Below are 13,345 nucleotides of genomic sequence, written 5' to 3' on the forward strand. Positions count from 1 at the left end.
GCATTTCAATTATAATCAAAGGATTTCTTTTTTTCAGCACCGCCAGAAGGCTTCTTTAGAACCACCAGCCTAGCTGGTGGTTTTCGTTCTTACAAAAATGTCGCTTGATTATCCAAGCGACATTTTCTTAAAAAATTCAAAGTCACTTTTTGTCACTAATTCTGTTCAAGCCTAACCCTATATTAAGCTATAAAGAAAAAGTATTTTACAAGCTCATTTTTATTTCTACTTTTGTCGTACAAAAATTCGAGAACGTCATGTTCCGAAGAGCAAACAAATCAGAACGAGGATACCTATATGTGTAGACTTTATAATTTTGCTCAAGGCATTTGCCAGTAAGCACTCACCCCCACCAAACAAAATTTAATCGCATCGTGCAAAAAAGTTTTTTGCATGGTTGCTCAACTCATAAAATTTTTCAATCAGGAGATTTATAAATGAATATCAATTCGAAAAATATTGCTGCCAAGATTATCCTTTTATCTGCAATCACCTCTTTCGCCGCAGAACCTCTTTCTGTCACTACAAAGTCTGGCGTAACCGCAACACTCTACGGTTTTGCATCTCTCAACGCCGCCTACGAAGATTCCAAGAGCAATAACGGCAACTTCGCCAACTTCGTTGCAGCCTCGGACCTTACCAACGAAAACGATGGCGGCTGGCATCTCACCCCGAATCTAACTCGAATCGGTTTCAATCTTTCGAGCGGTAACGATACGACTTATTTCAAGGCCAACGGTAAAGTCGAAGTAGACTTTTACGGTGGTGGTTCCGCCAACAATCCTAACCCGCGTCTCCGCCACGGCTACGGTGAAATTTCTTTCGGCAAGACTGGATTCTCTATTTTGGGCGGTCAAACTTGGGACGTGATTTCTCCGTTGGTGACCCCGACTCTCAACGCAGGCGTTCTCAATAACTCCGGCGACGCAGGCCTTCGTAGAGCTCAGCTGAGACTCACCGAGAAAATTCCTGTTGGTGAAGGCTCCGTGGATATTGCCGCCGCTGTTGTCCGCACCATCGGCGAAAACCAGCCGTACAATTCCTCTTCTGCCTCTGAAACCGGTACCGACGCTGACATTCCTACTTTCCAGGGCCGCATCGGCATTACGCTTCCGCTGTGGGTGGAAAACAAGAAGGCTGGTTTGGGCGTTTCTGGCCATTACGGACAAGAAGAAATCGACTTGGACGCAACTGGCGACACCAAGAATATTCCTACTTGGTCTGCTAACGTCGACTTGACTCTCCCCATCACGGGCGCAATCACCCTCCTTGGCGAAGGATTTATCGGCGAAAATCTGGATACATACGCTGCCGGCATCGGGCGCGGATTTGTCGCCAACACCGAAGACCCCGAAAGCGTCAAGAGCATCAAGGCATACGGCGGATGGTTTGCCCTGCAAGCTAAACTGATCCAAAAACTGGCAATTAACGCTGGTGCGGGCATTGACAAGCTGGACCGCGATGACATCGAAACTGTGGGCGGCCGCGAACAGAACATTTCCGTTTTCGCAAACGCCACCTACAGCCTGACCGATGCATTCTCGCTCGGATTTGAATACTTGCACGTTCAAACCGATTACCTGACCGCCGGCACCGTGAAAGAAGCCGACTTGAACCGTTATCAACTTTCTGCAACTTATGGTTTCTAACGAAGGAGACTTGAATAATGAATCAGAAACAAATTTTCAATAAAATCCGCAATCGAATCGCTTTCACATTCCTCTTTAGCCTCGCCTGCGCTACTTCTGCAATCGCCGCAGACAAAATTTCCATCGGTTACCTGTCTTCTACAGGTCAAGGAAAATTCTTTATCGCTAAAGATGCTGGCATTTTCGAGAAAAATGGCCTTGACGTAACGCTCGTAGAATTTTCGAATTCTGGCGACGGCATTGCCGCTGTCCGCGCAGGTAAACTCGATGCAGGCGCATTCGGTTCGCTCGCTCCGCTTATTCACATTTCGCAGGGTGCCGACATCCGCGTGATTGGTGGCATCATGGGCGGTGACCAGGCCGTGATTACCCGCAAAGAAAACGCAGCCTCCGTCAAAAAGTTGAGTGACCTCAAGGGCAAGAAAATTGCCACCATTCGCCTGGGTACTGCCGACGCCATCGTTCGCGGCGGCCTCAAGAAAGAAGGCGTTGACTGGCGCAAGGATGTCACCATCGTAGAACTCAAGAATCCGCCTGCCGTTATCGAAGCCGTCAAGAACGGAAGCGTATTCGCCGGCGTCACTTGGGGCCCTCACGACCTCCGCGCCGAAGAAGCAGGCCTTTCTGTGGTGCTCCGCAGTAAGGACATTAACCCTGGCCATATTTGCTGCCGCCTCATTGCTTCGCTCCGCAAAATCGAAGGCCGCGACGATGTTTACAAGCGCCTGGTCAAGTCGCTGATCGAAGCCGAAGAACTGGTGCAAAATGACCACAAGAAGAGTGTGGAAATTATTGCCAAGTGGATCAAGCTCGATACCGCCCTTGTCAACAAGGCGTTCTACAGCGGGCACGTCACGCAGGATACGGACCCGAACGTGAAGGGTGTCGAATTCTTCTGGGATTTCTTGAAAGATGCTGAATTTATCAAATCTGACAGGAAAGTCTCCGAATACGTTCGCACCGATTTCTACAAGGCCGCCATCGCAGAACTTCGCAAGGAAAATCCCAAGTCCGAATTCTACGCCAAGGCAGAAAATATTTTCAAATCCAGGAATTAAGGAAAGTATGACAACAAAGCAAAATGGTTTTGAAACAACGAATCTCGGTTTTTCGTACGATGGCAGAGCCATCCTGAAAGACATCAACTTGAAAATCAACCAAGGAGAATTCGTATGCCTGCTAGGCGAAAGCGGTAGTGGCAAGACCACTTTGCTTAACCTTCTCGCCGGGCTGACCAAGCCGAGCGAGGGACATGTCTACTGGAAAGGAAAAGAAATCGAAAAGCCTTCTGCCGAAAGGAGTGTAGTCTTTCAGGACTACACCCTTTTCCCTTGGCTTACCCTTCTCCAAAATGTAACGCTCGCCATTAAAAAGACAAAAAAGCTGAAGACGAGCTACGCCAAAAATTTAGCCGAAGAATACTTGAACTTAGTAGGACTTTCTGGAAGCCTGCATAAATACCCCTTTGAACTTTCGGGCGGAATGCGCCAGCGCGGAGCCATAGCGCGTGCCTTAAGTGTCAGCGCTGACGCCCTTCTTTTAGACGAACCCTTTGGCGCTCTCGACCCCGTAAACCGTGCAAGCCTCCAGGATTTGGTGCTGGAACTTTGCCGCGGCGTCAAGGACCGTCCTATTACCACATTATTTGTCACGCACGACATTCGCGAAGCCGTTTATCTCGGGAGCCGCATTATCGTTTTAGGCTCTACCCCGGGGCGTATCATTGCAGACATCCCGCTTGATTTCCCGGTAAAGAAGAATCGTGGCGACTGGTTTCGCAACGAAAAAGTCCAAGAAACCATTGCAACTATTGAAGACGCCTACCACAAGGACATCCTTGAAAAACTAGGCCACATTGTACAAGGAGGTGCCAGCATATGAGAACTTTTACAAAATACTTATCCAAGTTTTCGGGAATCCTTTTTCTTCTCTTCTTATTAGGAATTTGGGTGCTAATCAGTTGCGGCCCGGAATGGGACAGTCAATACCTGTTCCCGTCTCCTAAGGCAATCCTGAAAGCGCTCTTTGATTCTCGCGAAGAACTTTTGCGCAGTGCGGGAGCGTCTCTTTTAAAACTGGTGCCCGCCTATTTGGTCGCATCGATTGTCGGAATTTCTATCGGAATCGTTTCTGGTTCCGTTCCATGGGTATCGAACATGCTAAAACCTATTTCCAGGTTTGCGGCCCCCATTCCGCCCAACGTCTACATTCCTTACGCTATCGCCATTTTACCGACGTTCTATTTGTCTTCGACATTCATCATTTTTATTGCCGCCTTTTGGCCCATCTACTTGAATACGGCTGCCGGTGCCGCCGAAATCCCCGAAAAATACAAGCGTAACGCTGCCATCATCGGAATCGGAAAGTTTGAATACCTGTGGAGAATCGCCCTTGTAGCAAGCCTGCCGTCAATATTTTCGGGGCTTTCTGTAGGCATGGGACTTTCGTTCATCATGCTCACCGTGGCTGAACTTTTCGGCGAAAATACGGGACTTGGTCACTTCGTGCAATTTTACGCGGACTATTCCGATTATCCTAACATGGTTGCAGGCATTCTTTGGACAGGCATTGTGGTGCTTGCGATTATGGAACTGTGTGAACTTGTTAAACGCAAGCTCCTGTTCTGGACAAAAGCGAACTAGTCATGATTAGTAACACTTCAAAAATATTTATATTGGCGGTGAAAATTGGAGATTTAAAATGAGCCTGACCGTCGAACGCGCAAAAGAAATCAGCAAGGGCCACGTGACCGAAGAATCGCTGGTCATCCATTCCCTCAACGTATGCTACGCCATGGGCGCCATGGCCAAACACTTCGGCGAAGACGTTGAACACTGGCAAGCCGTGGGCTATCTGCATGATTACGACTACCAGGAATTCCCCGAAGAACACCTGCAGCACACCGAAAAGGAACTGCTCGCGCAGGGCGTCTCCGAAGAAGACGTGCGCGCCATTTTGGCACACGGCTTTGAAATCGTGAACCAGGTGGAACCCAAGACCAACATGGAAAAGAGCCTGTTCACCGTCGACGAACTCACCGGAATCATCCAGGCCTGCGCAAGGATGCGCCCCAACGGAATTTTGGACCTCGAAGTGAAAAGTTTCATGAAGAAGTTCAAGGACAAGAAATTCGCCGCCAAGTGCAACCGCGACTACATCCTGAAAGGCTGCGCCCTACTCGGCATGGACGTGAAAGACGTCGCCGCCATCTGCATTGAGGGCATGCGCGAACACGCCGCCGAAATCGGCCTTGCCGGTAGCGCCGCGTAATTACGGCGCTATCCAAAATCCGTAAAGTTTTTAAAAAACCGTTACGGAGCGTCAAAAGGCCACCTTTTAATGCAAATATGATATATATTTGTATTAAAGGTTTTTTATGCCCGAAAACAAGAAAGAACTTTCCGAAGAAGATATCAAGAACCGCTACATAACGCCGGCGTTAAACGCTGTAGGCTGGGCGGCCGAAGATATGCGCATGGAAAAGTATTTCACCGACGGGCGCGTTATTTTTCAGGGCGGCAAGCATGCCCGCAAGCAGGGTAAAAAGGCAGACTATCTGCTTTATTCTGCCCCCAACTATCCGATCGCTATTGTCGAGGCGAAAGACAACAACCACCCTGTGGGCGGTGGTTTGCAACAGGCGATGGATTACGCCGAAATTCTCGACATTCCGTTTGCATACAGCAGCAACGGCGACGGCTTTGTGGAGCATGACTTTTTGACAGGAATGGAAGCGGAAATTCCGCTTGACAAGTTCCCAACTCGCGAGCAACTTCTTGCGCGTGTGCGAGCAAGCAAGAAATTCACTCCGGAACAGGAAACCGTCATCAACCAGCCATACTACTGGGACGCGGACACGCACGCTCCCCGTTACTACCAGCGTATTGCGATCAACCGCACGATTGAGGCGGTCGCGAAAGGCCAGCAGAGAATATTGCTCGTGATGGCGACGGGTACAGGCAAAACCTATACGGCTTTCCAGATTATCGAACGCCTGCACAAGTCCGGCTGCAAAAAGAAAATCCTGTACCTAGCAGACCGCAATGTTTTGATTGACCAGACCATGGTCCAAGATTTCAAGCCCTTCAAGAAAATCATGACCAAGATAAAGGGCAAGGAACTAGATTCCAGTTTTGAAATCTACATGGCGCTTTACCAGCAGCTGGTTTCTTATGATGAAGGCGTACCCGATCCGTTTACGGAATTCAAGCCTGAATTTTTCGACTTGATTCTGGTGGACGAATGTCATCGCGGTTCAGCAAAAGAAGATTCCGAATGGCGAAAAATTCTGGAATACTTCAGCGGCGCAACGCAGATTGGCATGACGGCAACACCCAAGGTCAAGAACGGTGCAAACAACCTGGAATATTTTGGCGAACCGATTTTCACGTACTCGTTGAAGCAAGGTATTGAAGATGGGTTCCTTGCGCCGTATCGCGTGACAAACAGTTTCTTGAATGTAGATTTGAACGGCTGGACGCCCGAAAGCGCGCAAGAAATAGACCTCTTTGGGAACGTGATTCCGGAGCAACTTTACCAGCGCCCGGATTTTGGCCGCGAACTTGTCATCAAGACTCGTCGCGAAGTTGTTGCCAGGCGCATTACCCAGATGCTTTACAAGATTGGCCGCATGACCAAGACTATTGTATTCTGCCCCGATGTAGAAGAAGCCGAAGCGATGCGCCAACTGCTTGCGACTTTGAATGCCGACATGATGAAGGAAGACCCGCGCTACGTCATGCGCATTACGGGCGATGATGCTGTCGGCAAAAAACAGCTCGGAAACTTTATTGAACCCGACGAACCCTATCCGGTGGTGGTGACAACATCAGAAATGTTGAGCACTGGTGTAGATTGCAAAACCTGCGGGCTTATCGTCATTGACAAGGAAATCGGATCGATGACGGAGTTCAAGCAGATTGTAGGCCGCGGCACTCGTCTCAAGACAGACAAGGGCAAATGGCATTTCGAAATCCTTGATTTTCGCAATGCGACAAAACTGTTCAAGGACCCCGAATTCGATGGCGAGCCCGAAATGCCCGAGGAACCTCATGGACATGGCAGAGGATTTCACGAACCGCCTCCGCCTCCATATAACGCTGGCCCCAAGAAATACTACATCAATCACGTGGAAGTGAAGATTGACGCCGAGACGGTTTCGTATCTGGGAGCCGACGGCAAGACTCAGGTGGTCGAAAGTTTTACCGACTTTACCCGCAAGAATATCCGCGGCAAATTCGCAACACTTGATGACTTTATCAAGCGTTGGACAGCCGAAGAACGCAAGGCTGCCGTTGTTGAAGAACTCAAGGAATACGATGTTCTGATTGACGCAATCCGCGAGGCGAACCCGGACTTGGCGAAAGTCGATGTTTTCGATATTATTTGCCACGTGGCGTTCGACCAAAAGCCACTGACTCGCAGCGAACGCGCGAACAACGTGAAAAAGCGTAATTATTTGGCAAAATATGAGGGCAAGGCCCGCGAGGTTTTGGAAGCCCTTCTCGTAAAATATGCCGATGACGGCATTTTGCAGATGGAACAGAACGAAGTCCTGAAACTCGACCCGTTCAGCCATATTGGCACCGTTCCCAAGATTATGAAGCTTTTTGGCGGCCGCGAAGGCTACGAGGCCGCAGTTATAGACCTGAAAAAGCAGCTCTACTTGACCGACGACGTCGCATAATATATATATTTAGAATGTCGGTGTAAATGTCGGGGTATTTGTCAGTGTAAATGACTATGTATCTGTCGGGGTATTTGTCATATTATTTGTCGGAGTAAATATGTACGAGCCGCCATACAAACTGAACTCAGAAATTTTGAAAATAGCGACGGAAATATCGTCGCTGGTTGAACGCTTTGTCATCCGTTTGGAACAAGCCGACTCTCTTAAATTGCGCAAGGCGAATAAAATCAAGAGTATTCATAGTTCTCTTGCCATTGAAGGGAATTCTTTGAGCGAAGATGTGGTGAGCGACATTATTAACGGCAAAAGAGTCCTTGCACCTGCGCGAGAAATTCTTGAGGTCAAGAACGCCTTGGCGACATACGAACTGTACCCCAAATTGAACGCTTTTTCAGTTAAGGATCTTTTAAAAGCTCATGGCGTAATGATGCAGGGAATCGCCCTAGATGCAGGAAATTTCCGTAACTGCAATGAGGGTGTTTTTAAAGGGAAAAAATGCATTCACTTGGCCCCACCGCCAAATCGAGTTCCGGCGCTCATGGCGGATTTGTTTGAATGGCTAAAGAAGAGCAACGAACATCTGCTTATTCGTTCTTGCGTATTCCATTACGAATTTGAATTTATACACCCGTTTAGTGACGGCAACGGCCGTATGGGTAGGCTTTGGCAATCCCTTATTCTTGGAAAATGGAACCCGGCCTTTGAACATCTGCCGATAGAGAATATGGTGTATGCGAACCAGCAAAAGTATTATGACGCTATTGCAAAGTCCTCTGCTTCGAGCGAATGCAGTGCATTTATCGTATTCATGCTTCAGAACATCCTTGATTCATTGAAAAAATTTAAGGATGCTCCTATTGAAGGTGATGTTTCAACAGTAACCGAAACGAAACTCTCGACACGTCAGCAAAAAATTGTTGATATGATCCGAAAAGACGATATCACGATTGCAAGTGTCGCGAAAAAATTGAAAGTTTCTGAACGAACTATCGAACGTGAAATGTCGAAACTGCAGCAACTGATGGTTATTTACCGCGAGGGTTCAGACAAAACCGGCCGTTGGCTCGTCAAATAAAGTTTTAGTAGGTAATATATGTCCGTAAACAACTTGGTCAAAAGATTGCAGAACGAAATGCGCGGCGATGCCGGTATCAATGGCGACGCCCAGCGAATCGAACAGATGGTGTGGATGTTTTTCTTGAAGGTCTATGACGCTCAGGAAGAAATCTGGGAATGCACCAAGGACAAGTACAAATCCATCATCCCCGAAAAGATGCGCTGGCGCAACTGGGCTGTCGATGAAAAAGACGGCAAGGCGCTCACGGGCGATGCGTTGCTCGCGTTCGTGAACAACGAACTTTTCCCGACGCTCAAAAAACTGCCTGTCAACGAGAATACTCCGCGCGGCAAGGCGATTGTGCGGATGGTCTTCGAAGATTTGAACCAGTACATGAAAGACGGCATCATCCTCCGCAAGCTCATCAATATCATTGATGAAGTGGACTTTAGCGACGCAGACGACCGCCACACCTTCGGCGATATTTACGAAGGAATCCTGAAAGATTTGCAGAGTGCAGGCAATGCGGGCGAATTCTACACGCCGCGAGCTTTGACAGATTTTATTGTACAACAGCTGCACCCGAAACTCGGCGAAACATTCGGCGACTTTACCAGTGGAACAGGCGGTTTCTTGACCAGTTGCCTGAACTACCTGAAACCCTCCGTAATGACGACGAGCGACGAAAAGAAATTCCAGTCAGCCATTGTCGGGCAGGAATGGAAACCGCTCCCGTACCTGCTTTCAATTACCAACATGCTCGTCCACGACATCGAAGAGCCGAACATCACCCACACGGATTCGCTTGGCCGCAAGGTGACGGAATTCAAGGACAGCGACAAGGTGGATTGCATCGGCATGAATCCGCCGTATGGCGGCAGCACAGGCATGAACGCCAAGCTGAACTTCCCGATAAACATGCAGAGCAGCGAAACGGCCGACCTTTTCATTGTACTCATCATGTATCGCCTCAAAAAGATGGGCCGTGCGGGCGTGATTATCCCCGACGGCTTCCTGTTCGGCACCGACGGCGCAAAACTCGCCATCAAGCAGAAGTTACTCCGCGAATTCAACCTACACACTGTCATTCGCCTGCCGGGCAGCATCTTTAGCCCCTACACCAGCATTGCCACGAACATCCTGTTCTTTGACAACGAAAAGGCGAAAGGCGCCCCGACAGGGTTCAGCACCAAGGAAACCTGGTTCTACCGTCTCGATATGCCCGAAGGTTACAAGCACTTCAGCAAGACAAAGCCCATGCGCCTTGAACACTGCAAGCCCATAATAGACTGGTGGAACAACCGCGAAGAAATCCTTGAAACCAACGACGACGGCGAAGTCGTGAGCGAAAAGTCCCGCAAGTTCACCCCCGAAGAACTCGTGGAAATGGACTGCAACTTTGACCAGTGCAAATTTCCCAAGGAAGAAGAGGATGTTTTGCCGCCCGCAGAACTCCTGGAAGACTACCACAAGAAACGCGCCGCACTCGACAAGAAAATCGACAAGAAGCTGGAGCAGATTCAGAAACTCCTCGGGATTGAGGTAGGCGCCTAATGGACGGAAAGCAACTCAAGAACAGCATTCTGCAATGGGCGATACAAGGCAAACTTGTCCCGCAGAACCCCAAGGACGAACCCGCTTCAAAACTCCTAGAGCGGATTGCAGAATCCCGAAATGAAAGTTCCCTGAGCCTGCCGAAGGGAACTGCCAAAGGCACGAAGTCGAAGGATCCTGGGCGTAAAAAAAGCGCTCAGTCCTCCCGCATCTATCGCGAAAACGGCGTGTGGTATGAACAAGTCGGCACCGCCACCCCCAAGGATATTTCAGATGAAATACCCTTTGAAATACCTAAGAATTGGACGTGGTGTAGGCTAAAGGATTATTTAGACGTTCGTGATGGAACCCACGATTCCCCAAAATATTATTCGTCAGGAATACCATTTGTTACAAGCAAAAATCTTGTAAATGGGCAAATTGATTTCTCTAATGTAAAATACATATCGCAAGAAGACCACGAAGCCTTTTCTGCTCGTTCGAAGGTGGATGACAACGACATTCTTTTTGCAATGATTGGCAGCATTGGAAATCCTGTTTTAGTAAAGAAAACTTGTGATTTTAGTATAAAAAATGTCGCTTTGTTTAAGCCATATAATGAAGAAACTGATATGCATTATATGCTTTTGTATTTTCAGCATATTCAAACGGGCTTGAAGAAAATCGCTGCTGGAGGAGTTCAATCATTTATTTCATTGAATGTTTTTCGTAATTGGTTATTTCCCCTTCCGCCCCTAGCCGAACAGAAACGAATCGTCGCAAAACTTGAACAAGTTCTCCCGCTCGCAGAAGAATACGGAGCCGCCCAGGAACAACTCGACAAACTCAACAAGGAACTTCCCGAAGCCCTCAAAAAAAGCATCCTCCAAGAAGCCATCCAAGGCAAACTCGTCCCCCAGAACTCCAAAGACGAACCCGCCCATAAACTATTGGAACGTATCACGGCCGCCCGCAGCGAAGCTAATCAGCCAAAGGGTGCAAAGTCAAAGAAATCCACCCCAACATCTCGCATCTACTGCGAAAACGGCACCTGGTACGAACAAATCGGCTCCGCTACTCCCAAGGATATTTCAGATGAAATCCCGTTCGAAATCCCTGAAAGTTGGGCTTGGTGTAGATTAGGGAATTGTTCTGATTATGCGGCTTCAAAAGAAAAAGCCAAATCCTTTAAAGACATTCAAGAAATGTGGTCATTAGATTTGGAAGATATTGAAAAGAATTCAGGACGAATAGTAAAAAGATTAAAGGTTAGTGAGCGAAAAATTGTTGGCGAAAAAGTTATCTTTAAAAAGGGACAGGTTCTTTATAGCAAATTGCGTCCGTATTTAAAGAAAATATTGGTCGCTCCCGAAGATGGCGTTTGCTCATCCGAAATAGTACCTTTTTCACCATTTGAGTGTTTGGACGCTAGTTATTTGGTAACTGTTTTAAAATCGCCCCATGTCGATTACACAATAAATCTCGTTACTTATGGTGTGAAAATGCCTCGTGTAGGTACGGACACGATGTTGAATCTACTGATTCCAATTCCGCCCTTAGCCGAACAAAAACGAATCGTTGCCAAATTAGAACAACTCTTTAAGGTGCTGTAAAAAAGGTAATATATGGCATTATTTTCAGAAAGATATGGATTTGTCAAGCCACGTGAAATGTTCCAAATAGACAGCTTGGACGAACGTACTAAAAATCGAATTTGGAATTGGGTTGATGAAAATTTCATAAAAAACATCCCATTAAAGCAATTCATTGGTGGCGACTACATTGACTTAGACAAAGCCTATGTTTTAAAGCATATTTTTTGTGACATCTATGGCAATACTGTAGATAATCCTATTCTCACAACTCTATCTTCCGTAACGGCTTATTTTAAGCTTCGTTTTTCATCAGAGCCATTTTGGGATATTTTGGACCTCATCGAACTTATTGTAGAATCCTGGATTCCGTGTATGGACAAACCATATGGAACAGAATTTGTGAAACGAATGTCCAAATTGAACCGGATTTTGGAGCAAGAAAAAGTTGGCTATCGTTTAGTTAATGGCAAAATGACACGTATTGTAGAAAATGCTGAAATTGACACTATTGAAGAATCGCTAAAAACGGAGCACAAATCAGTCACCGACCATGTTCAAAGCGCTCTACATAGTTTTGCAGATAGAAATAATCCCGACTATAGAAACGCTATTCAAGAGGCTTTTTATGCAGTTGAGGCGTGGCTGAAAAATGAATGCGGCAACCCAAAATCAGAATTCAGATCAGCATTGCAGACGTTGAAAGATAAAGGCAAATTAGACATTCACCCAGTATTGACGAATGTCTTTAATGGCTTTTATGCCTACATGTCCGATGAAAAAGGTCTGCGTCATGCATTGTTGGACCAGAGTGCTAAATTCGAATTTGAAGAAACAAAGTGCATGATTGTCTTTTGCTGCACAATGATTAACTATTTAGAAGCAAAGAAAAAGTAATTTTTTCGCGTGAAAAATGAGCAAACGAAAGCCAACATTAAAAGAAATTCTATTTAATCGATATCAAAAAAATGGCATTTCTGATTTCGAAATAGAGCCACTCTCTAATTACCTAGAAAAAATTATTTTTGAGCAGCAAGCATTTCTTGATAAAAATTTCATAGCCAGATTAAATAGCGACAATGATTTTGCGGACCGATTATACGAACTCTATTTCATTTCCGCGTTGAAAAACAACAATCTAAGCCTTGAGCATAAATCAGACGCTGGACTTGACATCTGGATAAATGATATCTCTGGCTGGGGTGAGTTTGTGTGCGCACACAATACAGAAGAAATGAAAAAAAATAATATTCTAGGAGAAGCCCGTATTGTCGACCCTAATGAAACGCTTTTACGCATTACATCTGTATTAAAAACCAAGTCCGATAAAATATTAGATGATTTAAGTAAAGGACGGGTTGAAGATAATCAGCCGATAATAATATTTTTATCAACTGGGCAACTTATAGATTGGCGCCCAATGAACCCTAAAGGGGACATTTGTAGTTTTGTTAGAGCCGTTCTTCCTATTAGTGAACCGACATTGATGATAAATATGAGCACAAAAGAAAGTCAATTGTGCAGAAAGTATCAATTTGGCATTCCGAAAAAGAATGTGGTTGTTGAAAACGATTTTTTTCTAGAAAAGCAAAACGAACTGATTAGTGCAGTAGTTTTTTCTTATTGTTCAATTTATAATCGCTTTGACAATCCTTCTTCCTCTTTTAAGGATGGAGATGATTTCATCGTTGTTCATAATCCTTTAGCAAAAAATCCTATTCCGCACAGATTGTTGAAGTGTCGCGAAGAATACGTATGCGAATACGAAGAAAATGTTTCTTTTTCGATTCGGAATATAAAAGAGACTTAAATTGACTTCAAAAAC

11 protein-coding genes are annotated in these 13,345 nt (G+C 46.3%); all 11 read left to right on the plus strand.

The features are described from left to right. The first annotated feature begins 437 nt into the window (after window positions 1-437). The 11 genes from BUA40_RS02385 to BUA40_RS02435 all read left to right on the plus strand — a co-directional run bounded on the left by BUA40_RS02385 (window position 438) and on the right by BUA40_RS02435 (window position 13,330). Window positions 438-1,649 (plus strand): hypothetical protein, encoded by a 1,212-nt coding sequence (locus BUA40_RS02385; protein ID WP_072797906.1) that lies wholly within the window; start codon window positions 438-440, stop codon window positions 1,647-1,649. 17 nt (window positions 1,650-1,666) lie between these two features. Further along, window positions 1,667-2,707 carry an ABC transporter substrate-binding protein gene (locus BUA40_RS02390; protein ID WP_072797908.1) on the plus strand — a complete coding sequence of 347 codons (1,041 nt, stop codon included), beginning with the start codon at window positions 1,667-1,669 and terminating at the stop codon, window positions 2,705-2,707. A gap of 7 nt (window positions 2,708-2,714) precedes the next feature. Continuing rightward, the gene (locus BUA40_RS02395; protein ID WP_072797910.1) at window positions 2,715-3,530 is read left to right on the plus strand and encodes an ABC transporter ATP-binding protein; all 816 of its coding nucleotides are present in this window, start codon (window positions 2,715-2,717) and stop codon (window positions 3,528-3,530) included. 68 nt (window positions 3,531-3,598) lie between these two features. Then, a complete protein-coding gene (locus tag BUA40_RS02400; RefSeq protein ID WP_255369166.1) occupies window positions 3,599-4,291 on the plus strand; it encodes an ABC transporter permease in 693 nt (230 codons plus the stop codon). Between the two features lie 58 nt (window positions 4,292-4,349). After that, window positions 4,350-4,919, plus strand: a complete 570-nt coding sequence (locus tag BUA40_RS02405) for an HD domain-containing protein (RefSeq protein WP_072797914.1) — start codon at window positions 4,350-4,352, stop codon at window positions 4,917-4,919. Window positions 4,920-5,025: 106 nt separating this feature from the next. Further along, window positions 5,026-7,335 (plus strand): EcoAI/FtnUII family type I restriction enzme subunit R, encoded by a 2,310-nt coding sequence (gene hsdR / locus BUA40_RS02410; protein WP_072797917.1) that lies wholly within the window; start codon window positions 5,026-5,028, stop codon window positions 7,333-7,335. Window positions 7,336-7,435: 100 nt separating this feature from the next. Beyond that, window positions 7,436-8,413, plus strand: a complete 978-nt coding sequence (locus BUA40_RS02415) for a Fic family protein (protein WP_072797919.1) — start codon at window positions 7,436-7,438, stop codon at window positions 8,411-8,413. An 18-nt stretch (window positions 8,414-8,431) separates the two neighbouring features. Then, window positions 8,432-9,949 (plus strand): class I SAM-dependent DNA methyltransferase, encoded by a 1,518-nt coding sequence (locus tag BUA40_RS02420; RefSeq protein WP_072797922.1) that lies wholly within the window; start codon window positions 8,432-8,434, stop codon window positions 9,947-9,949. Beyond that, the gene (locus tag BUA40_RS02425; RefSeq protein WP_072797925.1) at window positions 9,949-11,541 is read left to right on the plus strand and encodes a restriction endonuclease subunit S; all 1,593 of its coding nucleotides are present in this window, start codon (window positions 9,949-9,951) and stop codon (window positions 11,539-11,541) included. The genes BUA40_RS02420 and BUA40_RS02425 overlap by 1 nt, the downstream gene beginning before the upstream one ends. Before the next feature lie 12 nt (window positions 11,542-11,553). Continuing rightward, complete coding sequence (locus BUA40_RS02430) at window positions 11,554-12,417, plus strand: AbiJ-NTD4 domain-containing protein (protein ID WP_072797927.1); 864 nt, start codon at window positions 11,554-11,556, stop codon at window positions 12,415-12,417. 16 nt (window positions 12,418-12,433) lie between these two features. After that, on the plus strand, window positions 12,434-13,330 hold the full coding sequence (locus BUA40_RS02435) for a hypothetical protein (RefSeq protein WP_072797929.1): 897 nt from the start codon (window positions 12,434-12,436) through the stop codon (window positions 13,328-13,330). Window positions 13,331-13,345: the final 15 nt, after the last annotated feature.

Source organism: Fibrobacter sp. UWT2, assembly GCF_900142545.1.
Classification (GTDB): Bacteria; Fibrobacterota; Fibrobacteria; order Fibrobacterales; family Fibrobacteraceae; genus Fibrobacter.